Source organism: Bordetella sp. BOR01, assembly GCF_019218885.1.
In the GTDB taxonomy this organism is placed as follows: Bacteria; Pseudomonadota; Gammaproteobacteria; order Burkholderiales; family Burkholderiaceae_B; genus Bordetella_A.
Genome location: NZ_JAHUWT010000001.1, coordinates 1,381,372 through 1,407,180, shown reverse-complemented (window position 1 = coordinate 1,407,180; position 25,809 = coordinate 1,381,372). Strand labels below are relative to the sequence as shown.

Sequence of the window (25,809 nt, the reverse complement as noted above, 5' to 3'; positions counted from 1 at the left end):
GCGCGGCCGGCGAACACTACGCCGCCGCGCCGCGCCCGCGCGATGCCACCCAGAAAGACAACTGGCCCAGCACGCCGGCCCCGGCCAGCACCAGTGCGGTCGACAAGGCCGGCGACGGGCCCAACCCCGCCAGTGCCGTGCACAAAGCGCCCACCCCCATCTGCACGGCGCCGTACAGGCCCGAGGCCGAGCCAATTGCCCGGGGGTTCACGCCTATCGCCAAGGTCAGCGCGGTGGGCCCGGCGATGCCGGCGCCGAATGTATAGAAGAACATCATCACGATGATCGGCGCCACCGCGACGTGGCCCGACAATACCAGCACCAGGAACGCAACCGCCGCGACCGCGCTGAGCGCATTGCCGGCCACCAGCAGACGCTCCATCGGCAACTTGCCGATCAGGCGAGTGGTCAGCATGCTACCCAGCCACACACCCGATACCAGCACCGCCAGGTACAGCCCCACCTCGTCGGCCGGACGATGCAGCTGGTCCACGAAAATGAACGGCGCCGACGCCACAAAAGCAAACATCGAGGTCGTGGCGCAACCACCGCCCACCGCATAACCCAGGAACTCGCGCGAGGCCAGCAACTGGCGGTAGCGGTGCGCCAGCGTCGTGGTGGTCACGCGCACCATGGCCGCTCCGGTCTCGGGCAACAGGCGCCAGGCCAATACGAAATTCACCACCCCCAGCACGCACAACACGAGCAACACGGCCCGCCAGCCCAGCGACGTGGCCAGCGCACCGCCCACGATCGGGGCGATGCCGGGCGCCACTGTCACCATCAGATTCATCAGCGCCAGCCGCTTGGCCGCCTCGGACGGCGCCGCAGTATCGCGCACCATGGCACGCCCCAGCACCAGTCCGGCGCAGCCGCCCAGCGCCTGGAACAGCCGCGCGGCGATCAGCGCATAGACTTGCGGCGCCAGCGCGGCGGCCAGGCCGGCCACCGTATAAATGGCCAGCCCCACCATCAGCACGCGGCGGCGTCCATAGCGATCGGACAGCGGGCCGTAGATCAGCTGCCCCACCGCCAGCCCGATGATGTACAGGCTGACCGTCATCTGCATGGCGCCGTTGCCGGCACCCAGGTCGCGGCCCGCCATGGCCAGCGCCGGCACGAAGATATGCATGGCCAGCGTGCCGCTGAACGTGAACAGCGCCAGCAGCCACAGCGGCACATGTGGCGGCGGGCTGCGCTCGCCCATGAAGCTGTCCGACAGGGTATGCGTGCCGGCCGTCATGGCGCCCCCCCCGCGATATCGGCTTCCAGCGCCGCGCGCAAGCGCGCCAGCAAGCGCCCCGCGCGCTGCAGCTCGGCATCGGGGATATCGCTCATGGCGTTGTCGCGCACTTCCTTGGCCACCCGCTCGACCTGGGCCACGGTCGCCTGCCCGCGCGCGGTCAGCACAATGGACTTGGCGCGCCGATCCTGGTCTTCTTCCTTGCGCTGCACCAGGCCGGCGGCCTGCAGGGCATCGATCAGGCGCACCACCGAAGAACTGTCCAGGCCCAGCGAGGCAGCCAGGTCTTTCTGCCGCATGGGTCCGGCCGATCGAGACAGGTGCAAGAGAGGCAGCCAGGTGGCCTCGGTCAAGCCATACGGTTGCAGGCGCCGGTCGACCGCGCGGCGCATACTGCGCGCCGCCTGCGCCACGGACGAAGCAAATTGGGCGCGTAAAGAATCGGTCATGAAACTCGTCTAAAAATAAATGACATATCAATTAATTGTATATCATGAATTTTTTTGCCCCTGCCGAAGCTGCCGCCGTTACGGGTCGCGCTACATCCGGCCGGCCTTGGCCAGCGCATCCACGATGGCATCAAACGCGCGCTGTCGCGCCTGGGCATCGGGGGCACGCAAGGCAAACGACGGGTGGTAGGTGGGGATCACCGCCAGGCCGTCATGCTCCAGCACCTGGCCCAGTACCGGCGTCAAGGCGACGGACTTCGCCTGCATCACCGAATGCAGGGCCGTGGCGCCCAAGGCCACCACCACCCGCGGCCGTATCGCACGCAGTTCGTCTTCCAGCCAATAATGGCAGGCCTCGATCTCGCGCTGCGCCGGCGTCTTGTGCATGCGCCGCTTGCCGCGGGCCTGCCATTTGAAATGCTTGACGGCGTTCGTGATGTACACCGACGTGCGTTGCACCCCGGCCTGGCGCAAGGCCCGGTCCAGCAGGGCACCCGCCGGGCCCACGAAGGGTTGGCCGGCCAGGTCTTCCTTGTCGCCAGGCTGTTCTCCCACCAGCATGATGTGAGCCGAGCGCCTGCCCTCGCCCGCCACCGCCTGCGTGGCATCGCGCCACAGGCCGCAGCGGCGGCAATCCTGCAGCCGCTGCGGATGCTGGCCGGGGTCGGTGTCAGCCGGATCACGGGTCATGGCGGGTCCCCAGGGGTTGGGCAGGTTGCCGCGGAATCCGGCGCGGCGCAAACCGCGTGCCACCCGTGCCTGCCGGCGGCTGGCGCGAACCCACGCTGGGCCAGGCACAGAAATTACAACCCAGGCAATAACTACCCTGCGGCAGGCCTGCGCCCCCCGGGGCCACAGGCGTGCAGGCACGCCATGTGCTGAGTGATCAGCTCCTACTTACAGGAGATTGTTATGAAGCTCAGCATGCTTGCCTTGCCCGTTGTTGCCGCCAGCCTCGTCCTGGCCGGTTGCGGCGGCCACCGTGGCCACGACGGCGACTCCACCTACGACCGCTCGCAGACGCAAAGCACCACGCCACCCCCGCCCCCTGCCAGCATGCCCGACAACAACAGCAATACCCCGGGTTCGCAATATCCCACCACCGGCGGCAGCCGCTAGGCTGCATTGCACGCATGCCGGCCATGCGCCCCTGCGCGCGCGGCCGGCATGCGATCCCGCCATCAGCTACGATAGGCAGGTCTCAGTCCCATGAAAAAGGACCGCAATGGCCGAGCTTGACGACTTTCCCATTACGCGCAAATGGCGGGCACGCGACCCGGAACGCATTCAGCTTTATTCGCTGCCTACACCCAATGGGGTCAAGGTATCGATCATGCTTGAAGAAACGGGCCTGCCTTACGAAGCGCACCGCGTTTCATTCGATACGCAAGACCAGATGTCGACGGAATTCCTGTCGTTGAATCCCAATAACAAGATTCCGGCCATTCTCGACCCGCACGGCCCCAATGGCGAACCCATGGCCTTGTTCGAGTCTGGCGCCATCCTGATGTACCTGGCCGACAAAAGCGGCCTGTTCATCGCGCAGGACGCCGTCGGCCGCTACCAGACACTGCAATGGCTGATGTTCCAGATGGGCGGCATCGGCCCCATGTTCGGCCAGTTGGGCTTCTTCCATCGCTTCGCCGGCAAAGACTACGAAGACAAGCGGCCGCGCGACCGCTACGTGGCCGAATCGAAACGCCTGCTGAACGTGCTGGAAGGACGGCTGGTGGACCGCCCCTGGATCATGGGCGATAACTACAGCATCGTCGATATCGCCACCTTTCCGTGGGTGCGCAACCTTGTCGGCTTCTATGAAGCCGGCGACCTGGTCGGCATTGCCGACTTCCCCAGCGTGCTGCGGACGCTGGATGCCTTCCTCGAGCGCCCGGCCGTCAAGCGCGGCCTGGAAATCCCCGCGGCCAAGACCTAGGCGCATCGCGCCGGCCGGCGCTACGGCACGAACGCAAAGCCGTCCAGCCAGGCGCGCAGTTGCTGCAGCGCCTGGTCTTGCGAAAACGGCGGGGTAGCCGGCGGGCTGTATACCTGCGGGTTCACGCCATACACCATCAAGTCCAGCGCATAGCAGCGGCCGGCATGCACGGTGCGGTAGGCATCGACCACCAGGTAATGGCTCATTGCCGCATCCTGGGCGCGAAACCGTGCGTAGTCGATACCGTTGATGGACACCTTGTCGACCTGGCCCGCCATGCCCTCTGGCGGCTGCGCGCAGCGCCGCGCTTCCTGGGCATCGTCGCTGACGCCGATGCGCAGTTCGGCCGAGGTGACCTGGTTCGACCCCGGCAGGGCCAGGGCCAGGCGCGGCACGCCCCGGCTGTCCGGACCCGCATAGGCCTTCCATTGCGCCGCGGCCAGGTAGCCGCCGGAAAAATCCGGGCGTGGCGTCACGCCCGCCGGTATCTGCATGCGGAATCCGTACAGCTTGTCGGTGTGTACCGCGGCGGCTCGCGGCACGGCCGGGCCATCCGGCGCAGCGGCATGGTGGGGCGTGCCGCACCCCCCGATGGCAATGACCGCCAGCAGCGGCCCCAAAGAGACAGGACGGAACACAGCGATTCTCCGTAGTTGGTGCGTCCCCACAGCATAGCGGAGCCCACGGCGCGCGCCCCGCCAGCCCATATGTTTGCTACCCTCTTGCGGCACAGAAGCGTATCCACAAGGAAAATCCGCCATGTCCCCTGAAACGCCCGATCTATGGTTTTCGTTCGTCCGCGCTCACCGCCTGGTGATCCGCGAAGTCGAACGGCGCCTGGCCGAAGCCGGGCTGCCGGCGTATGCGTGGTACGACGCGCTATGGGGCCTGGAAAGCGGGCCGGCGGGCACGCGGCGCATGCACGAACTCGCCGATGTGCTGGCCGTCGAGCGCTACAACCTGACCCGCCTGATCGACCGGCTGGAACAAGATGGCCTGGTCACCCGCGCCCGTTCTCCGCAGGACGGCCGCGCCGCCTACGCCACCATCACTCGCGAAGGCCGGACGCTGCGCAAGAAAATGTGGAAGGTCTACCAGGCCGCCGTGGCCGACCTGTTCCTGGCGCGCTTCGACGCGGGCGAAAAAATCCGTTTCGCCACCGCCCTGGACAAGGCCGCGCAAGCCGCCCGGCAGTCCGGCCAGGCAGCGTAGCCAAGCTGCCCGCAGGTGCGGCGATCCCCTTCGGGGATCAGGCACCGCCCCAACGCCATCGGTTTGCCTCTTGCGCAATTCTCACGCCGGCGCTAGAGTTGCAATTGCAACGATTGCAATTGCAATTTAAATTGCGATTCACAAGGAACCGACATGCCCGCCGAACATCCCCTTACTTTCTACACCGCCAATACCCCCAACGGCCAAAAGGTCGGCATCTACCTGCACGAGGCGAACCTGCCGCACCGGCAAGTCGTCCTGGACCTGAACCGCGGCGACCAGCACCGCCCCGATTACCTGGCCATCAACCCCAACGGCAAGATCCCCGCCATCGTCGATCACGCCCATGGCTTCACGGTCTTCGAGTCCGGCGCTATCCTCAGCTATCTGTCGGCGCGCCATGGGCACCTGCATCCGGCCATGCCCACCGAGCAATGGCAAGTCCAGCAATGGCTGCACTTCCAGATCGGCGGCATAGGCCCCATGCTGGGCCAGCTGTGGTGGTTCCTGCATGCATCGCCGCACCAGAACCGCGAAGCCATCCAGCGCTACACCAAAGAAGCGCTGCGGCTGTGCGGGGTGGCCGACCAGCGCCTGGCCGAATCGGCCTACCTGGCGCTGAACGACTACTCCATTGCCGATATCGCCGCCTTCCCGTGGCTGCGCACCCATGCCGAACTGCAACTGGACCTGTCGCCCTACCCGCGGCTGCGGCGCTGGCTGGAGCAGATCGAGTCCCGGCCCGCCGTGCAACAGGCGCTGGCGGCAGCGCGCCTGGACCCGGCAGAGGCCTGACATGGCCTGGACCTATCTATTGGCCGCCGCCGGGCTGGAAATCGTGATGGGCCTGGGCCTGAAACTGAACCAGGGCTGGACCCGCCCCCTGCCCAGCGCGCTTGCCATCGTGGCCGGCCTGGGCAGCATCTATCTGCTGGCCAAGGCCCTGCAAACGCTGCCGGTGGGCACGGCCTATGCCATCTGGACCGGCCTGGGCGCCGTGGGCCTGGTCGTCATCGGCATCGTCGCCTTCGGCGAAAGCGCGCATTGGCAGCGGCTGCTGTTCCTGGCGCTGACGGCCGCGGGCTTGATCGGGCTGCGCTATGTGGACGGCGCGGCTTGATCCGGGGCGGCATCCAGCGGGCGCCACGCGCCGCAAAGAACAGGCCATGCTCAATCCACCCGTGGCGCGGGACGGCTGACCACCCAGATCGCGCAGCCCGCCATGAAGCCGCTGACCAGCAAGCCCAGCCACAGCACTGGCTGCGTGGTGTACCAGAACACCACGAGGCCCAGCGAGATGCCCGCGACCGCGAACGATTTGCCGCGCACCGAAATAGCGCCTTGTTCGCGCCAGGCCACCAGCGACGGACCGAAACGGGGATGCTGCAGCAGGTAGGCCTCCCAGCGCGGCGATGCACGGCCGAAGCATGCCGCCGCCAGGATCACGAAAATGGTCGTGGGCATGACCGGCAATACCGCGCCCACGATCGCCAGCGCCAGCATCAGCATGCCCAGCGCCCAATATGCCCTGCGCTTCCAGCGCCCGCCCCGCCCGGTCTTGTCCTGCTTATCGGCCATGCGCACGACGATTTCCCCGCCCCCTGTACCGCCTGCCGGCGTGGTGCCGGCCGAGCCAGGAAGCAATGGTACCGCGCACCAGGCATGGCGCCCGCGCAGGTTGACAAGCGCGCGGCCCGGGCAGATACTTCACCATATGGTGAACTATTTCGAATCCCTGGACCAGACGTTTGCGGCGCTGGGCGACCCCACCCGCCGGGCCATCCTGGCGCGTCTCGAGCACGAAGGCAGCGCCACGGTCAGCCAGTTGGCGCAACCCTTTGCCATCAAGCTGCCGGCGGTCATGAAGCACCTGGACGTACTCGATGACGCCGGCCTCATCGTGCGCAGCAAGGCCGGGCGCACCGTCACGGTCCGCCTGTCGCCCGCGCCCATGCAAGCCGCGATGGACTGGCTGCGCCGCTACGAACACTTCTGGACTCACAGCCTCGATCGTCTGGCGGCCTATGCAGAAAGCCAGGAAGCCCAACGGAGACCCCAGCCATGACCAGCCTGACTTTGGTACGACGCATCAACGCACAACCGACCACTGTATTCGACGCCCTGACCACGCCCGACGGCATCGCGCGCTGGTGGGGCCCGGACGGCGGCCCCGTACTGGTCGCCGAAACCGATGTCCGGGTCGGGGGCCGCTTCCGGGTGTGCTTTCGCATGCTCGATGGCAGCGAACACGAAAGCAGCGGCGAATACTTGCGTGTCGACCCTCCCCATCACCTGGAAATGAGTTGGCGCTGGTCGGGCGATGAAGACGGCGGCGGCGAATCGCGCGTCGATATCGCGCTGCGCGCCATCGACACGGGCACCGAGCTCACCTTCACTCACGCCGGCCTGCAAGACGAAGCCACGCGGCGCGGCCACGAAGAAGGCTGGAGCGGTGCGCTGGACAAACTGGTGCGGCATTTCGCCGCCTGAACACCGGGGGAACACGACATGATCACGCTGACCGCATTCCGCTGGGTGCCGCCCTTCGCGCAGGGCCAGGTGCGCGACCTGCGCGTGCGCTGGGCGCTGGAAGAAGCCGGCATCGCCTATCGCGAACGCCTGATCGGCACGAAAGACCAGGCCAGCCCCGAATACCGGGCGCTGCAGCCCTTCGGCCAAGTCCCGGCCATCGAAGAAGGCGAGCTCAAGCTGTTCGAATCCGGCGCCATCGTGCTGGAAATCGCCGAACGCAGCACGGCCCTGATGCCCTCCGACGCCCAGGGCCGCGCGCGGGCACGCGCCTGGACCCTGGCAGCCCTGAACACGCTTGAACCGCCCATCATGCAACTGGCTGCCCTGGATGTGTTCCATGCCGACCAGCCCTGGGCCGCGCCTGCCCGCCCTACCGCGCAGCAGGCCGTATGCAAGCGGCTGGATGAACTGGCGGCCTGGCTGGGCGAACGCGACTATCTTGAAGATCGCTACACCGCGGGCGACCTGATGATGGCCAGCGTGCTGCGCATCCTGCACAACACCACGCTGGTGGCCGACCGGCCCACGCTGCAGGCCTACCGCGATCGCTGCGAAGCGCGCCCGGCCTTCGGCAAGGCCCTGGCCGCCCAGTTGCGGCCATTCGCCGAATACGAAGCCAGCCGGGCATCATCGCAGCGCGCGGCTGGCTGAGCCGTCACGCGACCGGCAGTGCATCCAGCAGCACGTCCAGCGCTCCCTGCGCCTGGGCCAGCCGCTGCCCATCGCCGGCGCCCGCCGGTTCCGCGACCCAGAACGCGCCCTCGGCCAGCGCGCCATAGATCAGGCGGGCCAGCGCCTGCGGCTCGGCGCGCCTGATCACGCCTTTCTGCATCAGCGTATCCAGCAGTTCGGCCATCGACACCACGCAGAACTGCTGCGACACTGCCGAGGCGCCGCCCAGCACCGCGCGCGCATCCTGCAGCACAATGCGCCGCATTTCCGGTTCCTGCGCCATTTGCAGATAAGCCCGGCAGCGATTGCGGAATCCCTCCCAGGTGTCTGGCGCCGCGTCGGATACGGCCTGCAGCCGCGCATCGGTTTCCTCGTCGATCTGCTCGACCACGGCGGCCAGCAAGCCGGTCTTGTCGCCAAAATGGTGATACAGCGCCCCGCGCGTCAGGCCCACCGATGCCGTGAAATCATCCATCGAGGTATTGGCGTAGCCCTGCGTGCCAAAGGCCACCCGCGCGGCCGCGACCAGTTTGGCGCGGGTTTGCTCGATCATTTCGGCACGGGTGCGGCGGGGCATGGCGTCTCCTTTACATACGTAACGTATGTAAATTGACATACGTTGCGTATGTTTCTATTATGCATTACCTGCGCCGCCCAGGTCATCCACCGCATCTTCATGCACCATGACTGACTCAAGACGTTCCCGCTCCCGCCCCGCCAGCCAGCCGCCAGGCTCATCCCACCCCTGGATGGCGGTCGCTTGCGGCGGGCTGGCCACTTTTGCCATCGTCACGACCGAAATGCTGCCGGTCGGCCTGCTGACCTCTATCGCCGACACCGTGGGGGCGTCCACCGGCACCGCCGGGCTGCTGCTGACGGTTCCCGCCCTGCTGGCCGCCCTGTTCGCGCCGCTGGTGGTGGTTGCCGCCGGCAATATCGACCGGCGCCATATCCTGTCCGTGCTGTTTGTCCTGCTCATCGCCGCCAATCTGGCCAGCGCCCTGGCGCCCAGCATGGCGTGGCTGCTGGCTTCGCGTGTCCTGGTGGGCTTGTGCATGGGAGGCATCTGGGCCATTTCCGGCACCTTGGCAGTACGGCTGGTGCCGGCCGCCTCGGTGGGCCTGGCCACGTCCATCATTTTCGGCGGCGTGGCGGCCGCCTCGGTGCTGGGCGTTCCCCTGGGCGCCCTGATCGGCGACCTGGCCGGCTGGCGCATGGCCTTCGGCAGCATGGCCATACTGGCGGCCATCGTGCTGGCGCTGCACCTGTGGTCCATGCCCTCGCTGCCCGTCGGCCAGTCGGTGTCGGTACGGGGGCTGCGCGATGCCCTGTCCAATCAGCGCCTGCGGCTGGGCCTGATCCTGACCATGCTGTTGGTGGCGGGCCATTTCATGGCATTCACCTTCGTGCGCCCCTGGCTGCTGGCCGTCTCGGGTTTCCATCCCGAATGGATCGGCGCGCTGCTGTTCGCCTACGGCACAGCCGGCATCGCCGGCAACTTCATCGCCGGGGTCAATGCCGCCCGGCGGGCCGGCTGGACGCTGATCGTGATCGCGGCGGGCTTGGCAACGACCCTGCTGCTGTTGGTCGCAACCTCGGGCGGAACCTGGGGCGGCGCGCTGGTGCTGGTGCTGTGGGGCCTGGCCTATGGCGGCGTGTCCGTGTCCGTCATGACCTGGACCATGAAAGCCGCGCCCAAGGCTCTCGAGCCCGCCACTGCCTGGTCCGTGACAGCCTTCAATTCCGCCATCGCGGCCGGGTCGTTCATGGGCGGCAATGTGGTCGACCGTTACGGCTTGCACACCAATGTGCTGGCCGCCTGCGGCCTGCTGGTCCTGGCCCTGTGCGTGGCCGCGGCAATCCAATACCGGTACGCGCGCCCCGGCGCGTTCGCGTAGCCGGCATCGCGCCGGCGCCCCCTCACAACCCGAACATCAGCGTACGATGCGCCGCCGCGCCCGCCATGGCGCCATCGCCCACGGCCAGCGCAACCGAGCCGGCCGCGCGCCCCAAGTCGCCGCACGCGAACACGCCCGGCACCGTGGTCGCCTTGATCGGGTCCGTCTTCACGTAAGCGCCCAGCGGCCCGTCTTCCAGTACGCAACCCAATTGCGCAGCCAGCGGGCCGGGTTTTACGCGCGTTGCCACGAACATGCCGTCCAGCGCGAACACGCGGCCATCCTGCATGACGACATCCAGGGTTTCGCCATCCAGGCGTTGCACCCCGCCCGCTTCCACCTGCACGCCGCGCGCCCGCAAGTGCGCCTGCTGCTCGGCGTCCGGCTCGAAGGCGCCATTCAGGAACAGCGTGGTCGCCCCCCAGTCGGGCAGCATCAGTGCCTGGTGCAGCGACATCGCGGAAACCGCCAGCACGCCGATGCGACCCTGCTGCAATTCATAGCCGTGGCAATAGGGGCAATGGAACACGTGCTTGCCCCAGCGCTGCGCCAAGCCCGGCAACGGCGGCAACTCGTCTTCCACACCCGCGGCCAGGATGATGCGCTGGGCGGTATGGGGGGTTCCTTCTTGCAGCCTTACCTGGAACCCCCCCGGCATGGGCTGCGCGTGGACCACCTGGCCGTCCAGCCACTGCACCGTGGCGTACCGCATCAACTGCGCGCGTCCTTCGGCGGCAATCTGCCCGGGCGGCTTGCCGTCTTGCGTCAAGAAGCCGTGCGAATGCGCGGCGTAGCGGTTGCGGCGCTGCCCGGCATCGATCACCAGTACCGTGCGCCGTGCCCGCGCCAACTGCAGGCCGGCCGACAAGCCGGCATAGCTGCCGCCAATAATGATCACCTCGTAATCCATGAAGACCTCATCCAGGTGGGTTGCGAATTTCACGTATCTTTTAATGATACATTAAAGCGCAAGATAAGAGGCCATCCGCCAGGGCAACGGCCCCGGCGTGCTGCCTGGGCAGCGTCGCAGGTGTTCAGCGGTGCTTGCGGGCGCCGGCGTCGGCACGGCACAGGGCATCGAACTGCCCCGCCAGGTCAGCCAGGCTGACCGAACCCAGCTTCTGGACCAGCAGGGCTTCGGCCTGCTGCAAAGCGTCGGCAAGCGCCGCGTTGACCACGCGCTCTACCGCGCAGTCGGGGTTGTCGCGGTCGGCGCCAATCGCGAAGATGCGCGGGCCGCCCACCGCATGGTGCACGTCGAGCAGCGTAATACGGTCCAGGCCGCGCGCCAGCCGCCAGCCGCCGTGATGCCCCTTGTCCGATTGCACATAGCCCGCCTTGCGCAGGCCCGCCATGGTACGCCGCACGACAGCGGCGTTGGTGCCCAGCATGCCCGCGATCTGCTCGGACGTCATGGGCAGGTCGGCACGGGCCATATGCAGCAGCACATGCAGCATGCGGGAAAGGCGGCTATCGGTTCTCATGGGGGTGCGTCAAGGCTGGGGCCACACCCGGCATTATCTACGATCCTGTCGGGCGGGCGTTCGCCCCGGCCTTGGCCAGCTCGTGGCGCGGCTGCTCCCATCCCGAAGCCGGAACGCACTGGCCAGCCTGCGCCTGGACCTGGGCCATCTGGCCGCACAGCGCTTCGACCTGGTCGTCCGCATCCCCGACATAAATGCCCTGGGTCATCGTAATGTGGGCACATTCGTAGCTTCCTCCGCCGGCCAGCAGGATCATGCGCGTCGGCGCATCATCGCCAACCAGGGCAACCAGGCCGGGGCTGACCCGCTCTGGCGTCAACACCGCCGTGGCCGCCTCATCCATCAAACCCTCGGTCATCGCTGTCATGGCGCTGGGCGCCAGGCAATTCACCCGCACGTTGTATTTGGCGCCTTCGAGCGACAGGGTCTGCATCAGGCCGACCAGCGCCATCTTGGCCGCGCCATAGTTCGATTGCCCGAAGTTGCCATACAAGCCCGACGAAGAAGTCGTCATCACGATGCGCCCATAAGCCTGCGCCTGCATCCGGGGCCACACGGCCCTGGTTGCGTTGACGGCTCCCATGACATGGACATCCAGCATCAGGCGAAAATCTTCCAGGGACATCTTGGCGAAAGTCCTGTCGCGCAAGATGCCTGCATTGTTCACCAGGATGTCGATACGGCCGAAGGTCGACACCGCAAGCGCAGCCAGGCTTTCCATGTCGGCGTACCGCGTCACGTCGCCCGCCAGCGCCATGGCCTGGCCGCCGGCCGCGCGGATCTCGCCCGCCACGGCCTGTGCCGCATCGCCCAGGTCATTGATCACCACCCGCGCGCCCTGCCTTGCCAGTTCCAGGGCATGGGTGCGCCCCAGCCCGCCGCCGGCACCGGTCACGATGGCCACGCGGTGCTCCAGTCGTTTCGACATACTGCCTCCTGTGTTTGCGGATAGTCCCGAGCCTGTTCAGGCCTGGCCTCGGTCCACGCGCCGCACCGCCGGGTAATCGAAAGTACCATCCAGATGCTCGTGCCGGGGCTGGTACAGCCGCAGTGTCAGATAGAAACCCTGGCCGGCGGGCGCGGGCAGCCAGTTCTTGCCCGGCCCGGGATCCTCGGCCTGAATCCGGATACTCAGGCCGCCATCCTCGTCGTGGCGCAGCCCTGGCGTGCGGTCGCCGATCGAGTGCCGGCCGATGGGGTTCGCCGCCAGCAGGCAATCGCTGCGGCGATACAGGGTGATCGACCAGAATGCACCCACCCGCGGCCCCCCGTCCGAAGGAAAGCGCAGCACATAGCGTCGCGCGCCCGTCAAAGGCTCGCCATCGGCATCGACTTCAGCCATGATGTACATGGCCTCGTCGATACCCAGCGTGCCGATCCAGTTGCGCGCCACGCGTGCGCGCGTCACGATGTCATCGCCAAAGCTGGTGCGTACGGCAACAGCCGTCGTCCAGCCGCCGCCCAATTCCGACGGCTGGGCGACGTCGCGCAATTCGGTGTAGACCTCATTCAAGGCGGCCTGCAGGTCTTCCATTGCGGGCGGCCATGACGGCAAGGCGGCAGCGGGTGGGTTGCGTTCCAGCATGACGCCAAGCACGCGCAGGTATTCACGGGCGTCGGGCACACCGGTGTCGCGATTGCCGAGCAGGGTATCGATGCGCGACAGCGCAACCTTCCCATCGAGCCGATGAATGGCAAAGCGATCCTGCAGTGCATGGACTTCCGCCAGGTCCGCCGGGTCGGCATCGACCAGGATGCGGCCTATGATCCACACATCGTCGCTGGGCGCGCTGATGCAGTGCATGCCGGCCGGCACATCGCCTTGCCAGCCGGGGCCGTGCACGAACAGGCGCTGCGCATCGCCGCCGGTGGTGCGCCGTCCGGCATAGGCCCAGGGATTGGTCCAGGCGTCGAGAAAACCAAGTACCCAGTACCGCCGCCCCATTTCCGGAACGTCGATGACCAGCGGCCCTGCCGACAGGTCCAGCCACGCATTGGTAAACAGCGTGTCGTTATTCGGCGTCACGACTTCTTTGTCGTCCGGGCTGCGCAATCGCCGGGTATGCGTGAACTGGTTCACCCAGCGCATTCTCGACACCGCGCTGTCGCCCGCGAAACCGGCGGCCGGGTGCTTGCGCGCCGTGTTCGACGCGCGCATGCGCGCCATCTCGAACAGCGGCAGGGTAGCCAGTACCGCTGTCCGCGCGGCCGGTGTCGCGACAGGCGCGGCGCGGGTCAGCAACACCGCATCCAGCGCGCATGCCCCCTGCCCTTCGGGCAGCACCACGAACGGGTTCAGCTCGACGGCATCCAGGGTGTCTCCGGCCGCCAGCGCAAACTGCGAGAGCCGCACGATGGCCTCGGCCAGGCCATCCACGTCCGCAGGTGGCGCACCGCGGAAACCGCTGAACAGCGGCGCGGTCTTCAGTTCGCCGATCATGTCGCGCGCCTGCCGATGATCGACCGGGGCCAGCCGGAAAGCCACATCCCGCAATAGTTCGACATTGACGCCTCCCGACCCCAGCATCACCACAGCCCCCAGGACAGGATCCCGGCGCACCCCCAGGATGCATTCCACGCCACCCCGCACCATCGGCGCGACCAGCACGCCCTGGATCCGTGCGTCCGGGGCCGCCGCAGCGGCAGCAGCCATGATGCGGTCGTACGCCGCACCGGCCTCGTCCGCATCGCCCACGTTCAATATCACGCCGCCCATGTCGCTCTTGTGCGTGATATCGGCCGACAACACCTTCATCGCTACCGGGAAGCCGAGGCTACGCGCATGGTCCATTGCGTCTGCACGGGAATGCGCGCGGCACGCGGGCACCACCGGTATCCCGCTGTCCCGCAGCACCTGCATTGCCTCGGCCTCGCTATAGGCCCCCGGCCGCAGCATCACCGACGGCGCCGGCGCGCTTGGCGCAGACACTGCCGGCCGCTGCCTGTGGGCATGGAAAAAACGCATGGCGGCCAGCACACGAATGGCCCTGGCCGGATCGGAATAGCACAGGCATCCCTGCTCTTGCAGCGCGCGCTGCTGCGCCGCGTCGGCCAAGGTGCTGAACATCACCAATGCCCCCGGAAACTCCTGCCGCAAGTCGCGGGCCAACTTCTGCTGGATGGCGAGCATGGCGGGTGTGCTGCCAAACGCCGCCAGGAAGATCAACAGGCTTCCGTGGCCCGCCTCGCCCAACATCGCGCGCGCGGCCGTCTCCAGCAGCGTAGGGTCGGCCGTCACCTGGCCGGTCAGGTCGACCGGATTCTGGGTTGCCGCCAATGGCACGCGGGCGCGGATCATCGCTTGCGCGGCGGCGGGCAGCTCGGCGACATCCAGTCCCGCCTCGGTCGCATCGTCGGCCATCATCACTCCGACGCCGCCCGACACCGTCAACAAGCCCACCCGGGTATTGGCCGGCCGGCCAGACACCGCAAGGCAATGGGCGATGTCGAAGAACTCTTCTATCGTGCGGGCCCGCCACGCGCCATGCTGGCGAAACAGCGCCTGGTATACCTCATCGTCCCCCGCCAAGGCAGCGGTATGCGATGCCGCCGCGACGGCGCCCAGCGCCGTGCGGCCCACTTTCACCACCACGACCGGCTTGTCCGCGGCGCGCGCCAGGTCCAGTGCCTGCCTGAGTTTCCGGCCGTCGCGGCATCCTTCCAGATAGGCCATGATGACCTGCGTTGCCGGGTCGCGTGCCATCCACGCAATGCAGTCCGCCACGTCGATATCCGACTCGTTGCCGGTGGTCACCCACATGGAAAGGCCCACATCGCGCTGGCGCGCCATTGCATAGGCATAGGCGCCGAACGCACCGCTTTGGCTGACCAGCCCTACCTTGCCTGTCTTGGCCAGCCCGGTCGACACCACCGGCGAGAAGGTCGCATACACCGACTGCGCAACATTCATGAAGCCCAGGCAGTTGGGGCCCAGCAGGCGGATGCCTGCCGCCCGGGCCTTCTCCGCAAACGCGCGCTGCGCCATTTCACCCTGCGCGCCCATCTCGGCGTAGCCCGCCGAAAACATGACGATATTCTTCACGCTTGCCGCAATCGCGTCATCGAGCGCCGCATCGGCGCCCGAGGCCGGAATGGCGAAGATCGCCAGGTCGATCGGCCGGCCGATGGCGCGCAGCGACGCATAGGCCCGGCACCCTTCGATTGCCTCTACCCTGGCGTTGACCGGATAGATGTCGCCACGGTAGCCGTGCTCGACCAGGTATCGCACCGGTGCGGCGCCAACCTTGCTGGAATGGGACGAAGCGCCAACGATGGCGATGGAGCGCGGCGACAGGAAAGAATCGAGGTCTGGCAAAGTCATGGGCGGCGGGGCAAGGATCGAGGCGGGCCCCTGCGAACTGCAATCGGCATCCACACCATGCGGACACTCGAGGCCGGCCGCCTAAGATACGCGTCCGCTTTTTATCAGACAATACGAGATTTCCGAGCTTTTTATAAGTTCATCTTATTTATTGCCAATCCCCGCCAGCGGCGCCCCATGCGGCTGGCACCTGGCGCGCGCCCTACGCACGGCCACCTTCGCCGGCCTGGGCGGTTTCCAGGGCATAGTCCAGAAAGCTCTCCACCGCGGGCGACAAAGTCGACCGGTCGCGGGCGAACAGCGCAATGCGCCACGTCACGGTAGGCTGGCATAGCGGCCGGAACACCAGGCCAAAGCCCTCGACCAGCGATCGCGCCATGGATGGGCAGATCACAAAGCCCGGCCTCACCCGCAACAAGGCCAAGGCCGTATTGACACGATGCACCGGCACGATTTCCTCGGGATGGTGGCGCGACGGCACATTGCTCAGCACATTGAGCGCCAGGTTGGGCATGTAATTGATCAGTGGCCGCGTGCGCAGCGCCTTCCAGCTTACCGATTCCCCTGCCGCCAGCGGATCATCAGCGCGCAGCGCCGCCCACAGCGGGTCGATGCGGATCAAGTGGGCCTGCACCGCATCGTCGGCCAGTACACCCGCCGGGCCGAAGCCGAGATCGGCACTGCCGTTGTGCAGGCCGGCCAGCACTTGCTCGATCGGCACGTCATCGAACCGGACATCCACGCCCGGATAGCGCGCCCCGTAGCCGGCGATCAGTTCGGGCAACAGCGTGCACGACAAGGTCTCGGGCGCGGCCACCCGCACCAGGCCCCGGCGCAGCTCTTTCAAGTTGGTCACGCTGTCCAGGGCTTCATCCAGGTTAACCAGCACGCGGCGCACCATGGGCTCGAACGCGGCGCCCACCACCGAGGCGCCGACGCTGCGCGTGTTGCGGTCCAGCAGCCGCACGCCCAGCCGGTTTTCCAGTTCCTTGACCAGGCCGCTCAACGCCGCCTGCGACAGATGCATCGTGTCGGCCGCCTCTGAAAAGCTGCCGCATTCGAGTACGGTGATGAAAGCGCGCAGTTGCCTCACTGTGACTTCGAGCGCCATGGAGTGTCCTTTGCCGCCTGTCGGGAAGTAAAAGCCAATTTATAACCCAGGGTTCTAGGTCATCAATAATTTGAAAATTGTCCTAATAGAACCCGGCATCTATCATCGCCTCTCGAGCTTCGTGCAGGCTTCGATTTCCGGCGGATACCGCGGCGAACGCTCCCTACTTATTCTTATTCGAACAACAGGAGAGACAAGCATGAAAATGAGCCGAAGGACCTTGTTGGGCGCAGCTGCCGCGGCCGCCTGCGCCGGTGCGGCGCCGCGCGTGTTCGCGCAGGACGAATGGCCTGCCCGCACCGTGAAGATCGTGGCGCCGTACGGGGCCGGGGGCCCCAACGATCTGTCGGCGCGGCTGCTGGGCGAGTACCTGGCGAAACGTCTCGGCCAGACTTTCATCGTCGAAAACAAGGCCGGCGCGGGCACCCGGCTGGGCAATGAGTTCGTGGCCCAGGCCCCGGCCGACGGCTACACCATCCTGTACGCCGCCGCCCCCTATTCCACGCTGCAGGCGCTGTACGGCAAGCTGGGCTACGACCCCAAGAAAGATCTCCAGCCGGTGGCCATGTCAGCCACGGTTCCGCTTTTTCTGGTCGTCAACGCGCAATCGCCGGCCAAGACCGCACAAGAATTGATTGCCTACGGCAAGTCACAGGCCAACGGCCTGACCTTCGGTTCGCCCGGCAATGGCTCGCTGCCTCACCTGGCCGCGGAACTGTTCCTGCGCGATGCCGATGTCAAAGGCCTGACGGTGCAGTACCGCGGCGATGTCATGGCCTACACCGACCTGCTGGCCGGCCGCCTCGATGCCACGCTGACTGCCATCACGGCCGCGCTGCCGCATATCGAAAGCGGCAAACTGCGCGTGCTGGGCGTCGCGTCGGCCGAACGCAGCGCGATCTACCCGCAAGCGCCCACATTGCGCGAGCAGGGCCTACCCAATGTGATCGCTGCCGGATGGTATGGATTCATGGCGCCGGCCGGCGTGCCCGCCACCGTCGTCCAGCGCCTGGACACGGAAATCAACCGCGCACTGGTGGACCCCGGAATCAGCAAGCGCTTCCTGGCCCAAGGCATGGAACCGCACCCAGGCAGCGCCGCCGAGTTCGGCAAATTCATCGACGCCGAAATGGCCAAGTGGACGGATGTGATCCAGAAGGCAAGCATCCGGGGCGAGTAGCCTGGCGCCGCGCTCAGCCCGGCGCGCGCACCGGGCGCCCGGATACTGCATCGCCACCGCCTAGTTGCTTGTCCCATTCGGCCTTGGCCGCCCTGGCTTGCGCCAGCATCATGCCCAGGTCGGAAGACAGCACCACGAAATCGAATCCCTGGTCAGCGCATTGCAGCGCCGCTTGCGTGGTGGGGGCCAGGGTACCCACCGGCTTGCCCAGCGCCTTGCACCGGCGCGCCACATCGGCCACCACTTCACGCACCCGGGCGTGGCTGGCATCGCCATACAGGCCCATGCCGCCCGACAGGTCGGTTGGCCCCACGAACAAGGCGTCCACGCCGGGCACCCCGGCAATAGCCTCGAGCTGCTCGACCGCCTGGGGGGTTTCGATCTGCACCACCACGCCGATCGAGGCATTCGCCGTGCGAAAGTGGTTCGGCCGGGCGCCGAATCGCGATGCACGGCTCAAGCCCGCCATGCCGCGGATGCCTTCCGGCGGATAGCGCGTGGCGGCCACGGCGCTGCGCGCATCATCGGCATTCTGGATGAAGGGGAAAAGCAGGGTCGGCGCACCGGCATCGAGCAAGCGCTTGACCACGACCGGTTCGTTCCAGGGCGCGCGCACCACGGGCAGCATGGCGGTATTGCCGATGGCCTGCAACAGGTGCGCCACGTCGGCCACATCGATGGGCGCATGCTCGGCGTCGATGATGGCCCACTCGAAGCCACTGCAGCCCATGGCCTCGGCTACCAGCGGGCTGGCGGACATCAGGAACGTGCCCAGGGGTGCCGGGCCCTGTTCCGGCTTCAAGCGTTCGATAAAGGGATTCATGCGCGTCTCTCCAGTTCAGCGGTCAAGCACCAGGACAGGTGTGCGCGAGCCCGAGCAACACACCATCATCACGTTGTTAGAGGCCTGCTCTTCTTTGGTCAGCACCAGGTCGCGATGGTCCGGTACGCCGGCCATTACACGGGTCTCGCAAGTGGCGCAGACGCCCTCCAGGCACGAATAAGGAACATCCACGCCAGCCTCGAGCAGCACGTCGAGTATGGTTTTCCCGGCCGGCACGTCCAGCACCTTGCCCGAGCGCGCCAGCTCCACCTTGAAGCCGCCTTCAGTAGACGCGGGCGCCTGGGCCGCGAAATATTCCACGTGCACCTGGGCCGGCGACAGCCCGGCCGTGCAGCGCTCGAAAGCGTGCAGCATGGCAACCGGCCCGCAGCAATAGAAATGCGCATCGCCGGGGGCCCCGGCAATCACCGCGTCCAGGTCGAGCAGCCTGCCTTGCATCCGGTCGTCGAAGTGCGGGTGCAGGCGCCCATGCCGCGAGCGGGCCGCCAAGGCGCGGATGCCGTCCAGGAATGCGGCGCTGGCCTCGCTGCGCGCGCAGTAGTGCAGTTCCCAGGCACGCCCCAGGGCCTCCAGGCGCTGCGCCATGCACCACAGCGGCGTGATGCCTATGCCGCCGGCCACCAGCACGGAATACGCGGCGCCGTGCGCCAGCGGAAAATTATTGCGCGGTACGCTGGCGGCAAGCCTGTCGCCCACGCGCAGGCGCTCATGCACGAACGCCGAGCCGCCCCGGCTGGTCCTGTCCCGGTTCACGCCGATCACATAGCGATGCGACTCGTCTGGCGAGTTGCATAGCGAATAACTGCGTACCAGCCCGTTGCCCAGGTGCAGATCGATATGCGCGCCCGCTGTGAAGGCCGGCAGCGTGCCCCCATCCGCGTGGCGAAATTCGAAGGAGCTGACGCCTTCGGCTTCATAGCGTATGGCGCGCAGTTGCAGCGCAAGCAATTCCAAGACTCAATCCTTTCCTATGACATGAACCAGCGCGGGCCGGCTGGCGCGTGCTGCGGACAGGGCTTCGGCCAGCGCGCCCGCCAGCTCGTCGCGGCGGTCCACCCGCAGCCCCAGCGCGCCCGACGCCTGCGCATACAGGCGGAAGTCGGGCATCGGCGCCAGCGTGGCCATGGGCGTCGCGCCATTCTCGTTGCGGCCGATCGCCGCCGCGCTGCCCTGCGGATAGACAGCCACCGCGGCGTTCCGCACCGCCTGCCATCCGCCGTTGTCGAACACCACCGCCACCACCGGCAGCCCGTGCATCGCCGCCGCGTGATGGCAGGCCGCCGGATTGGCAAACAGGTAGGCGCCGTCGCCCATCAGCGCGACCACGGTCCGATCGGGCGCGGCCTGCTGCGCACCCAGCGCGGCCGGAAACCCCCAGCCCAGCCCGGCCGAGGTCGCATGCGCGTAGTACTGCCCGGCGTGCTCGAAAGGCAGGCATTCGCGTACTGCCGGATATTCATTGACCACGATCGCCAGCGGCGGCAGCGCCTGGTACACGCAGCGCGACAGGAAGGCCTTGCTGATGGGGCCGCCCTGTTCCTGGTCGCGCGCGGCGCGCGCCGCGACCGCCTCGCGCAGTTCGCCGGCCCATTGCGCCATGCGCGCCCGGCGCTCTGCCGCGTGGCGTTCGGCGCCGCACGCCGCCAGCCTGGCTATCAATGCCGGCAGCAGCGCGCGCGTGGAACTGGTCAGTATCAGCGACGCGCGATGGCTGCGGATCGGATAGCGCTGGAAAAGCGGATCGCAACCCGACTGCGCGACGAAGGCCTGCCCGGCCGGGCTCGAGCGCGACGGCACCCAGGGCACATCGCTCTCCAGGTAGAGCAGCGCATCGGCACGGGCGTACACGGCGGCCATGTCGTGGCCCAGATGCAGCGGGTGGCTGGCCGGAAAGCAGACGTGGCGCGAGCGCGCTTCGCCCACGCCTATACCGAATCGATCGGCAAGCTCGGCCAACAACGGCAGGGTCGAGGAGTCGGCGCCGCTTGCCGTGCAAAGCACCACCGGAAAGCGCGCCGTCGACAGCGCATCGGCCAGCCTGGCCAGAGCCGCCGGGTCGGGCGCGGGCGGCGCGGCAGGCGTGACGATGGCATCCGGCGCGCTGCAGGGCGCCGGCGCCGCCAGCACCTCGCGCGGCAGGCTCAAGTACACCGGCCCCTGCGGGTACGTAGAGGCAATCGCCAGCGCGCGGCCCACCACGACATCGAGCTGCACGCCATCGCGCAGTTCGTAATCCCACTTGACCAGTTCGCGCACCATGCCGGCCTGGTCGTACATCTCTTGTGCCCAATGGATCTCGCTGTCGCGGGCCCCCAGCCGCCCCTGCTCGAACAGCGGCGTGCGCCCGGCGGTGAACAGCATCGGCACCTGGGCGCGCGAGGCATTCATCAGCGCGCAGGCCGCGTTGGCCGTGCCCACGCTGACGTGCAGCATCACGGCCTGGGGCCGCCCGGTGACCATGGCGTAGCCATGGGCCATGCCCACCGCCAGATTCTCGTGCGTAGCCACGACGGGGCGGGGAAAACGCCGCGCCGCATCCGGTGCACCGGCGTAGGCTTCCACCAGCGGCGCGGTGTCCGTTCCGGCACCGACATACAGGCAATCGATGCCGCGCTGCTTCAAGAGCGACAAGTAGCGCTCCGCCACCGACGGCGCCTGGGTCATCGTGCGGGCTCCTAGTTGGGCTCGATGCCGGCGCGCCGGGCGACATCGGCCCAGCGTGCCAGGTCATGCTCGATGGCCTGGGCGAACTCTTCAGATGTGCTGCCCACCGGCTCGACGCCTATCGCCATGAACCGTTCCTTGGTTTCCGGTTTCTGTACCATTTTCACCAGCACGTCCTGCAGCTTGCGCACGATCGGCATGGGCGTGCCGGCGGGCGCCACCACGCCAACCAGCGTCGCCACCTCGGTGCCGGGCACGCCCGCCTCGGCCACGGTGGGCACATCGGGAAACGTCTCGCTGCGCGTGTCGTTGGTGTAGGCCAGCGCGCGCAGCTTGCCGGACTTGATCAGGCCCGTCAGCGGCGGCACATCGGCGATCGCGATGGTGACCTGCCCTCCCATCAGCGCAGTCGTGGATTCGCCGCTGCTCTTGTAGGGAATCGCCAGGAATTCGGTGCCGGTCTTCTGCTTGAACAGCTCGGTAGCAAGCTGGAACAACGGCGCGCTCGACGCATAGGTCACCTCATCGGGGCGGGCTTTGGCATACGCCACCAGCTCCTTGACGGAATGCACCGGCAATGATGCATTCACGGTGATCAACAGCGGCAGGCGCCCCAGCACCGAAATGGGCACAAAGTCTTTCTGCGACGAATACGGCAGGCTCTTGCGCAGCACCGGATTCATCACCAGCGGGCCCGACGGAGCCATCAGCAGCGTGTAGCCGTCGGGCACGGCCCGGGCAACGTGCTCGGTGCCGGCGATGCCCGAGGCCCCGGCCCGGTTTTCCACCACCACGGCCTGGCCAAGCTGATCTGATATCTCTTTGGCCGCCAGGCGGGCCAGGACATCGGTGCCGCCTCCCACCGAATAGGGAACAACCAGCCGAATCGGCCTGGACGGGTAGTCCTTCGCCACGTCGTCCTGTGCCAGCACCACGTGCGGGCACAGCGCCAGACAGGTTGCGCCCGCCAGCGCGCATGTCCATGCATTCATTTGTTGTCTCCTTTTTCCTGGCTGGGGCGATGGCCCCTGTTATGCGACCGATTCTTTCTCGGCAGCCGGTTTCGATCCGGGCTGCGTCGGCAGCGACAACGGCACGGCGCGCTTGCGCCACTGTTTGGTGGGCTGCCCGTTGCGCAGCGCATCCAGTTCACGCCAGAATATGCGCCGCAGCGTCACCACCCCCAGGTCCGACTTGCCCAGCAGCTCCAGGCTGCGATCCGCGATCGTGCCCTGCCCTTTCTGCGCGACGTAATCCTGCGCCGAGATCAGCCCGGCCAGGAAGTCTTCTTCGGGCGGGCCCTTGCGCTGGTGGAACAGCTCATCATGATGATCGTCCGCGTTGTAGGTGCCGAATTTGCGGAAGTAATCATTGAACCGCTCGTTGGCCGCGTCGCTGCCCGGCGCCATCACGTACAAGGTAAAGCGCGTGCTGTGCTCGTCGTCCTGCGGCACCATCCAGATGCCGAAGTCGATCCACGGGTCGCCTTTTTCCAGGCCGGGCACCACCACGTGATTATTGTTGGGAAAGGTCCAGTCGCTCTTGCGGATGTTGTCGTGCGCCCGCGTGGCGGTCTGCTCGATGCCGGCCTCGTTCTCTTCATACGACAGGTCCGGCATCATGGTCGTGACCGCATCGCCAAACGGCCCCACCCGCAATGCCTGGTGCACGAAGCTCACATGCACCGCATCGAGCGAGTTCTCGATCTGCTGGAACCAGTTCAGGTTCCAGGTTTCGCGCGTAGCCACGATCAGCGCGCCGGGCACTTCATAGACATCCTTGCGCGGCAGATCGAACTCGGGCGCCGGCCCGTCGCCCAGGTAGGCAAACACCAGCCCGCAATACTCGCGCACCGGGTAGCCGGGAATCTTGCACGCCGGCGGCACGCGCGCTTCTTTCTCGGCCGGCCGCTGCACGCACTGCCCGTCGCCGTCATACTGCCAGCCATGGTACATGCAGCGTATGGTGTCGCCCTGTACCCAGCCTGTATGCAGCACGGTCTGGCGGTGCCGGCAGCGCCCGCCCACCAGGTGCACGGTGCCCGTGTCGCCCCGATACAAGGTCAGCTCTGCACAGAAGGCCCGGACGGGGATGGCGTCGCCCGGCGCAACGTCCCTGGACAGGGCCACGGGGTGCCAGAACATGCGCAGCAGGCGCCCCATCTCGCTATCGCGGGCGGTCTGTGTCAGCAGCTTGAGTTGTTCCGCGCGGCTTGGCGCGGGGGCGGATGCACTCATTGGATCTCCAGTGTCAAAGCATTGAAGCCCGGCGGCATCTGGAAGCCGCCTCGGCGCCATTCAGTTGCAACGGCTCATGCGCCTGCAGAGGCAGCGGCCATCGCGCGGGCCAGCAGCGACTCGTCGGCAATGGAAAGTTCCTGGCCCCGCAGGTCTTCGGGACGCGTCTCCACCAGCCACGCCATGACGCGCGCGGGATGATCCGCGGCGGCCAGTTTTTCCCGCGGAATGCGGCTGATCTCGTTCATGCCCGATGCGCGTATCTGCACCTGCATGTCGGTATCGACGACACCGGGCTGGAAGCTGTAGACGGCGATGCCGAGCGCCCCGTATTCATGCGCCATGCAGCGGCTCAGCATCGCCAGCGCGGCCTTGGCGCTGCAATAGGCCGACCAGCCCTCGCGCGGCGTGTGGGCCGCGCCGGTGCTCACGTTCAGCACCGTGCCGCCCTGCGCCTGCAGCGCCGGCAGCGCGGCGCGCGCCAGCCGGTAAGGTCCCAGCAGGTTGGTGGCGACATTGGCCGCCCACGCGTCGGCGTCGCCCTCGGCCAGGTGCGCAATGGGGCCGATCATGCCGGCGTTGTTCACAACCGCGTCCAGCCGCCCGCGCGACTGCAGCGTGTGCGCGACCAGCGCGGCGACATCGGCATCGCGGGTAACATCGCACGGTTCGATCGTACAGGTGGCGCCCAGCGCCTCGATCTGCGCGCGCACCGGCTCGGCGGCAGCTGGGTCGCGCACGGCAAGCACGGGGTGTATGCCGCGCCGCGCCAGCGCGATGGCGGTGGCGGCGCCTATGCCGCGCGCGGCGCCGGTGACGATGGCCGTACGCGTACAGGAACCTTCGCTCTCGGGGGATTTTGTCTCGTTCATCTTGGCCTTGTGGCGGTTCATGGGTGACCGCCTGCAGGCACTTTATGGCTTGACTATTGATCCAGTCCAATTGAATATTTGGCTCAACTGATACTCATGCCGAATCAGTGATGGAAATCCGCCAACTCAAGTACTTTGTCGTCCTGGCCGAAGAACTGCACTTTCGCAAGGCCGCCGCGCGCCTGTGCATTTCGCAGCCGCCCCTCAGCACCGCCATCAAGCAGATGGAATCCGAGCTGGGCACGCAGCTGTTCGAACGCAACACCAAGTCGGTCACGCTCACGGCAGCGGGGCGTGCGCTGTACCCGCAGGCGCAGCGCACGCTGGCACAGTTCGAGCTGGCGTGCGCCATCACGCGGCGCACCGGCGGCGGGGCCCTGGGCCAATTGCGGCTGGGATACACCGGCGGCATGCTGTTGCGCGGCCTGCCGCAAATGATGCGCTCATACGAAGCGCAGCAACCCGGCGTGGACGTCTCCCTGTGCGAGATGGGCTCGGCGGCGCAGGCCGATGCCATCGAGCATCGCCGGCTTGCCGGCGGCTTCCTGCATGCATCGGTGCTGCCGCCCGTGCTCGACTACATCACCGTGCGGCGCGAATCCTTCGTGTGCTGCGTTCCCGCCGGCCACCCCGTGGCGCGGCACAAGACCATCAGCTTGCGCATGCTGGCCGATGAGCCCTGGATCCTGTTCGCGCGCGACACGTCGCCCAGCTACTTCGACAGCGTGCTGGCCATGAGTACCGCCGCCGGTTTCTCGCCGCACATCCAGCACAATGTCACGCACTGGATCAGCGCCGTGCTGCTGGTGGCCCAGGGCGGCGGCGTGGCGGTGGTGCCGCGCGCTTTCACGGCGTCCGGCATTCCCGGGGTCAAGTATCTTGGCATCCGCGAAAACGTCAGCGAATCGCTGGCCCACTTCGCCTGGCGAAAAGACGACGACGATCCGGCGCTGGCGCGCTTCATCAAGCACGTGCGAGCCTGGCCGCGCCGCCGCACGGCAGCGCAGCACCCATAGCCGTCATCGCCGCGCGGCAGGCTGCGTTCGATATTTCGAATTACCGAGGGCTGCATGCCGGGGCACCGGCAGGCAGTACCATTTGTTCGAAATATCGAACCTTTGTTCGGAATATTGACCATATCATGCCGTACCCGCGCG

The 25,809-nt window shown here is 67.1% G+C and carries 28 protein-coding genes; 11 read left to right on the top strand and 17 right to left on the bottom strand.

Going from position 1 to position 25,809, the window contains the following annotated elements; translation table 11 throughout:
• Positions 1-16 precede the first annotated feature (16 nt).
• From KW845_RS06785 to KW845_RS06775, 3 genes are all read right to left on the bottom strand, one after another.
• Positions 17-1,243, bottom strand: coding sequence for a multidrug effflux MFS transporter (locus tag KW845_RS06785; RefSeq protein ID WP_218368371.1), 1,227 nt, complete (start codon positions 1,241-1,243; stop codon positions 17-19).
• The gene (locus KW845_RS06780; RefSeq protein WP_218368370.1) at positions 1,240-1,692 is read right to left on the bottom strand and encodes a MarR family winged helix-turn-helix transcriptional regulator; all 453 of its coding nucleotides are present in this window, start codon (positions 1,690-1,692) and stop codon (positions 1,240-1,242) included. Before KW845_RS06780 ends, KW845_RS06785 begins: the two co-directional genes overlap by 4 nt.
• 90 nt (positions 1,693-1,782) lie before the next feature.
• Positions 1,783-2,382, bottom strand: a complete 600-nt coding sequence (locus KW845_RS06775) for a UdgX family uracil-DNA binding protein (protein WP_218368369.1) — start codon at positions 2,380-2,382, stop codon at positions 1,783-1,785.
• A gap of 222 nt (positions 2,383-2,604) precedes the next feature.
• Here KW845_RS06775 and KW845_RS06770 point away from each other — a divergent pair, with 222 nt between their 5' ends.
• Positions 2,605-2,811 carry a hypothetical protein gene (locus tag KW845_RS06770; protein ID WP_218368368.1) on the top strand — a complete coding sequence of 69 codons (207 nt, stop codon included), beginning with the start codon at positions 2,605-2,607 and terminating at the stop codon, positions 2,809-2,811.
• Between the two features lie 106 nt (positions 2,812-2,917).
• Positions 2,918-3,625 (top strand): glutathione S-transferase N-terminal domain-containing protein, encoded by a 708-nt coding sequence (locus KW845_RS06765; protein WP_218368367.1) that lies wholly within the window; start codon positions 2,918-2,920, stop codon positions 3,623-3,625.
• Positions 3,626-3,645: 20 nt separating this feature from the next.
• On the opposite strand, the gene KW845_RS06760 is transcribed toward KW845_RS06765, so the two are convergent.
• Complete coding sequence (locus KW845_RS06760; RefSeq protein WP_218368366.1) at positions 3,646-4,263, bottom strand: hypothetical protein; 618 nt, start codon at positions 4,261-4,263, stop codon at positions 3,646-3,648.
• 121 nt (positions 4,264-4,384) lie between these two features.
• Here KW845_RS06760 and KW845_RS06755 point away from each other — a divergent pair, with 121 nt between their 5' ends.
• From KW845_RS06755 to KW845_RS06745, 3 genes are all read left to right on the top strand, one after another.
• Positions 4,385-4,837 carry a MarR family winged helix-turn-helix transcriptional regulator gene (locus tag KW845_RS06755; RefSeq protein WP_218368365.1) on the top strand — a complete coding sequence of 151 codons (453 nt, stop codon included), beginning with the start codon at positions 4,385-4,387 and terminating at the stop codon, positions 4,835-4,837.
• A gap of 153 nt (positions 4,838-4,990) precedes the next feature.
• On the top strand, positions 4,991-5,632 hold the full coding sequence (locus KW845_RS06750) for a glutathione S-transferase family protein (protein WP_218368364.1): 642 nt from the start codon (positions 4,991-4,993) through the stop codon (positions 5,630-5,632).
• A 1-nt stretch (position 5,633) separates the two neighbouring features.
• Positions 5,634-5,957 carry a multidrug efflux SMR transporter gene (locus tag KW845_RS06745; protein WP_218368363.1) on the top strand — a complete coding sequence of 108 codons (324 nt, stop codon included), beginning with the start codon at positions 5,634-5,636 and terminating at the stop codon, positions 5,955-5,957.
• Positions 5,958-6,007: 50 nt separating this feature from the next.
• On the opposite strand, the gene KW845_RS06740 is transcribed toward KW845_RS06745, so the two are convergent.
• Positions 6,008-6,415: a YbaN family protein gene (locus tag KW845_RS06740; protein WP_218368362.1), complete on the bottom strand. Its 408-nt coding sequence runs from the start codon at positions 6,413-6,415 to the stop codon at positions 6,008-6,010.
• Between the two features lie 136 nt (positions 6,416-6,551).
• Between KW845_RS06740 and KW845_RS06735 the strand changes: the two genes are divergently transcribed.
• From KW845_RS06735 to KW845_RS06725, 3 genes are read left to right on the top strand one after another with little or no spacing between them, the layout of a single operon-like run.
• The gene (locus KW845_RS06735; protein ID WP_218368361.1) at positions 6,552-6,902 is read left to right on the top strand and encodes a helix-turn-helix transcriptional regulator; all 351 of its coding nucleotides are present in this window, start codon (positions 6,552-6,554) and stop codon (positions 6,900-6,902) included.
• On the top strand, positions 6,899-7,327 hold the full coding sequence (locus KW845_RS06730; protein WP_218368360.1) for an SRPBCC domain-containing protein: 429 nt from the start codon (positions 6,899-6,901) through the stop codon (positions 7,325-7,327). Before KW845_RS06735 ends, KW845_RS06730 begins: the two co-directional genes overlap by 4 nt.
• An 18-nt stretch (positions 7,328-7,345) precedes the next feature.
• A complete protein-coding gene (locus KW845_RS06725) occupies positions 7,346-8,020 on the top strand; it encodes a glutathione S-transferase family protein (RefSeq protein ID WP_218368359.1) in 675 nt (224 codons plus the stop codon).
• Positions 8,021-8,024: 4 nt separating this feature from the next.
• Here the strand turns inward: KW845_RS06725 and KW845_RS06720 are convergent, their stop codons facing one another.
• A complete protein-coding gene (locus tag KW845_RS06720) occupies positions 8,025-8,618 on the bottom strand; it encodes a TetR/AcrR family transcriptional regulator (protein ID WP_218368358.1) in 594 nt (197 codons plus the stop codon).
• A 106-nt stretch (positions 8,619-8,724) separates the two neighbouring features.
• Between KW845_RS06720 and KW845_RS06715 the strand changes: the two genes are divergently transcribed.
• On the top strand, positions 8,725-9,939 hold the full coding sequence (locus tag KW845_RS06715; protein WP_218368357.1) for an MFS transporter: 1,215 nt from the start codon (positions 8,725-8,727) through the stop codon (positions 9,937-9,939).
• Between the two features lie 22 nt (positions 9,940-9,961).
• On the opposite strand, the gene KW845_RS06710 is transcribed toward KW845_RS06715, so the two are convergent.
• The 5 genes from KW845_RS06710 to KW845_RS06690 form a co-directional block, all read right to left on the bottom strand.
• Entirely contained in the window at positions 9,962-10,849 is an 888-nt protein-coding gene (locus KW845_RS06710) for an NAD(P)/FAD-dependent oxidoreductase (protein WP_218368645.1), read from the bottom strand.
• 124 nt (positions 10,850-10,973) lie between these two features.
• The gene (locus KW845_RS06705; RefSeq protein WP_218368356.1) at positions 10,974-11,423 is read right to left on the bottom strand and encodes an Rrf2 family transcriptional regulator; all 450 of its coding nucleotides are present in this window, start codon (positions 11,421-11,423) and stop codon (positions 10,974-10,976) included.
• Positions 11,424-11,460: 37 nt separating this feature from the next.
• On the bottom strand, positions 11,461-12,351 hold the full coding sequence (locus tag KW845_RS06700) for an SDR family NAD(P)-dependent oxidoreductase (RefSeq protein ID WP_218368355.1): 891 nt from the start codon (positions 12,349-12,351) through the stop codon (positions 11,461-11,463).
• A gap of 36 nt (positions 12,352-12,387) precedes the next feature.
• Positions 12,388-15,744, bottom strand: coding sequence for an acetate--CoA ligase family protein (locus tag KW845_RS06695; protein WP_218368354.1), 3,357 nt, complete (start codon positions 15,742-15,744; stop codon positions 12,388-12,390).
• Between the two features lie 202 nt (positions 15,745-15,946).
• Complete coding sequence (locus KW845_RS06690) at positions 15,947-16,855, bottom strand: LysR family transcriptional regulator (protein ID WP_218368353.1); 909 nt, start codon at positions 16,853-16,855, stop codon at positions 15,947-15,949.
• A 199-nt stretch (positions 16,856-17,054) separates the two neighbouring features.
• Here KW845_RS06690 and KW845_RS06685 point away from each other — a divergent pair, with 199 nt between their 5' ends.
• Positions 17,055-18,035, top strand: coding sequence for a tripartite tricarboxylate transporter substrate binding protein (locus tag KW845_RS06685; protein ID WP_218368352.1), 981 nt, complete (start codon positions 17,055-17,057; stop codon positions 18,033-18,035).
• 13 nt (positions 18,036-18,048) lie between these two features.
• On the opposite strand, the gene KW845_RS06680 is transcribed toward KW845_RS06685, so the two are convergent.
• From KW845_RS06680 to KW845_RS06655, 6 genes are all read right to left on the bottom strand, one after another.
• Positions 18,049-18,858 (bottom strand): HpcH/HpaI aldolase/citrate lyase family protein, encoded by an 810-nt coding sequence (locus KW845_RS06680; protein WP_218368351.1) that lies wholly within the window; start codon positions 18,856-18,858, stop codon positions 18,049-18,051.
• A 15-nt stretch (positions 18,859-18,873) separates the two neighbouring features.
• Positions 18,874-19,833, bottom strand: a complete 960-nt coding sequence (locus KW845_RS06675; RefSeq protein WP_218368350.1) for a PDR/VanB family oxidoreductase — start codon at positions 19,831-19,833, stop codon at positions 18,874-18,876.
• Between the two features lie 3 nt (positions 19,834-19,836).
• On the bottom strand, positions 19,837-21,543 hold the full coding sequence (locus KW845_RS06670) for a thiamine pyrophosphate-requiring protein (RefSeq protein WP_218368349.1): 1,707 nt from the start codon (positions 21,541-21,543) through the stop codon (positions 19,837-19,839).
• An 11-nt stretch (positions 21,544-21,554) separates the two neighbouring features.
• On the bottom strand, positions 21,555-22,535 hold the full coding sequence (locus KW845_RS06665; RefSeq protein ID WP_218368348.1) for a tripartite tricarboxylate transporter substrate binding protein: 981 nt from the start codon (positions 22,533-22,535) through the stop codon (positions 21,555-21,557).
• A gap of 39 nt (positions 22,536-22,574) precedes the next feature.
• Positions 22,575-23,780: a Rieske 2Fe-2S domain-containing protein gene (locus KW845_RS06660; protein ID WP_255592404.1), complete on the bottom strand. Its 1,206-nt coding sequence runs from the start codon at positions 23,778-23,780 to the stop codon at positions 22,575-22,577.
• A 74-nt stretch (positions 23,781-23,854) separates the two neighbouring features.
• Positions 23,855-24,673 (bottom strand): SDR family oxidoreductase, encoded by an 819-nt coding sequence (locus KW845_RS06655; RefSeq protein WP_218368347.1) that lies wholly within the window; start codon positions 24,671-24,673, stop codon positions 23,855-23,857.
• A gap of 89 nt (positions 24,674-24,762) precedes the next feature.
• Here KW845_RS06655 and KW845_RS06650 point away from each other — a divergent pair, with 89 nt between their 5' ends.
• On the top strand, positions 24,763-25,668 hold the full coding sequence (locus tag KW845_RS06650) for a LysR family transcriptional regulator (RefSeq protein WP_218368346.1): 906 nt from the start codon (positions 24,763-24,765) through the stop codon (positions 25,666-25,668).
• Positions 25,669-25,809: the final 141 nt, after the last annotated feature.

Excerpts from the sequence above, each read along its gene's own strand:
- KW845_RS06785 (WP_218368371.1), bottom strand. The coding sequence starts at position 1,243 with ATGACGGCCGGCACGCATACCCTGTCGGACAGCTTCATGGGCGAGCGC.
- KW845_RS06780 (WP_218368370.1), bottom strand. The coding sequence starts at position 1,692 with ATGACCGATTCTTTACGCGCCCAATTTGCTTCGTCCGTGGCGCAGGCG.
- KW845_RS06775 (WP_218368369.1), bottom strand. The coding sequence starts at position 2,382 with ATGACCCGTGATCCGGCTGACACCGACCCCGGCCAGCATCCGCAGCGG.
- KW845_RS06770 (WP_218368368.1), top strand. The coding sequence starts at position 2,605 with ATGAAGCTCAGCATGCTTGCCTTGCCCGTTGTTGCCGCCAGCCTCGTC.
- KW845_RS06765 (WP_218368367.1), top strand. The coding sequence starts at position 2,918 with ATGGCCGAGCTTGACGACTTTCCCATTACGCGCAAATGGCGGGCACGC.
- KW845_RS06755 (WP_218368365.1), top strand. The coding sequence starts at position 4,385 with ATGTCCCCTGAAACGCCCGATCTATGGTTTTCGTTCGTCCGCGCTCAC.
- KW845_RS06750 (WP_218368364.1), top strand. The coding sequence starts at position 4,991 with ATGCCCGCCGAACATCCCCTTACTTTCTACACCGCCAATACCCCCAAC.
- KW845_RS06745 (WP_218368363.1), top strand. The coding sequence starts at position 5,634 with ATGGCCTGGACCTATCTATTGGCCGCCGCCGGGCTGGAAATCGTGATG.
- KW845_RS06740 (WP_218368362.1), bottom strand. The coding sequence starts at position 6,415 with ATGGCCGATAAGCAGGACAAGACCGGGCGGGGCGGGCGCTGGAAGCGC.
- KW845_RS06735 (WP_218368361.1), top strand. The coding sequence starts at position 6,552 with ATGGTGAACTATTTCGAATCCCTGGACCAGACGTTTGCGGCGCTGGGC.
- KW845_RS06730 (WP_218368360.1), top strand. The coding sequence starts at position 6,899 with ATGACCAGCCTGACTTTGGTACGACGCATCAACGCACAACCGACCACT.
- KW845_RS06725 (WP_218368359.1), top strand. The coding sequence starts at position 7,346 with ATGATCACGCTGACCGCATTCCGCTGGGTGCCGCCCTTCGCGCAGGGC.
- KW845_RS06720 (WP_218368358.1), bottom strand. The coding sequence starts at position 8,618 with ATGCCCCGCCGCACCCGTGCCGAAATGATCGAGCAAACCCGCGCCAAA.
- KW845_RS06715 (WP_218368357.1), top strand. The coding sequence starts at position 8,725 with ATGACTGACTCAAGACGTTCCCGCTCCCGCCCCGCCAGCCAGCCGCCA.
- KW845_RS06710 (WP_218368645.1), bottom strand. The coding sequence starts at position 10,849 with ATGGATTACGAGGTGATCATTATTGGCGGCAGCTATGCCGGCTTGTCG.
- KW845_RS06705 (WP_218368356.1), bottom strand. The coding sequence starts at position 11,423 with ATGAGAACCGATAGCCGCCTTTCCCGCATGCTGCATGTGCTGCTGCAT.
- KW845_RS06700 (WP_218368355.1), bottom strand. The coding sequence starts at position 12,351 with ATGTCGAAACGACTGGAGCACCGCGTGGCCATCGTGACCGGTGCCGGC.
- KW845_RS06695 (WP_218368354.1), bottom strand. The coding sequence starts at position 15,744 with ATGACTTTGCCAGACCTCGATTCTTTCCTGTCGCCGCGCTCCATCGCC.
- KW845_RS06690 (WP_218368353.1), bottom strand. The coding sequence starts at position 16,855 with ATGGCGCTCGAAGTCACAGTGAGGCAACTGCGCGCTTTCATCACCGTA.
- KW845_RS06685 (WP_218368352.1), top strand. The coding sequence starts at position 17,055 with ATGAAAATGAGCCGAAGGACCTTGTTGGGCGCAGCTGCCGCGGCCGCC.
- KW845_RS06680 (WP_218368351.1), bottom strand. The coding sequence starts at position 18,858 with ATGAATCCCTTTATCGAACGCTTGAAGCCGGAACAGGGCCCGGCACCC.
- KW845_RS06670 (WP_218368349.1), bottom strand. The coding sequence starts at position 21,543 with ATGACCCAGGCGCCGTCGGTGGCGGAGCGCTACTTGTCGCTCTTGAAG.
- KW845_RS06665 (WP_218368348.1), bottom strand. The coding sequence starts at position 22,535 with ATGAATGCATGGACATGCGCGCTGGCGGGCGCAACCTGTCTGGCGCTG.
- KW845_RS06660 (WP_255592404.1), bottom strand. The coding sequence starts at position 23,780 with ATGAGTGCATCCGCCCCCGCGCCAAGCCGCGCGGAACAACTCAAGCTG.
- KW845_RS06655 (WP_218368347.1), bottom strand. The coding sequence starts at position 24,673 with ATGAACCGCCACAAGGCCAAGATGAACGAGACAAAATCCCCCGAGAGC.
- KW845_RS06650 (WP_218368346.1), top strand. The coding sequence starts at position 24,763 with ATGGAAATCCGCCAACTCAAGTACTTTGTCGTCCTGGCCGAAGAACTG.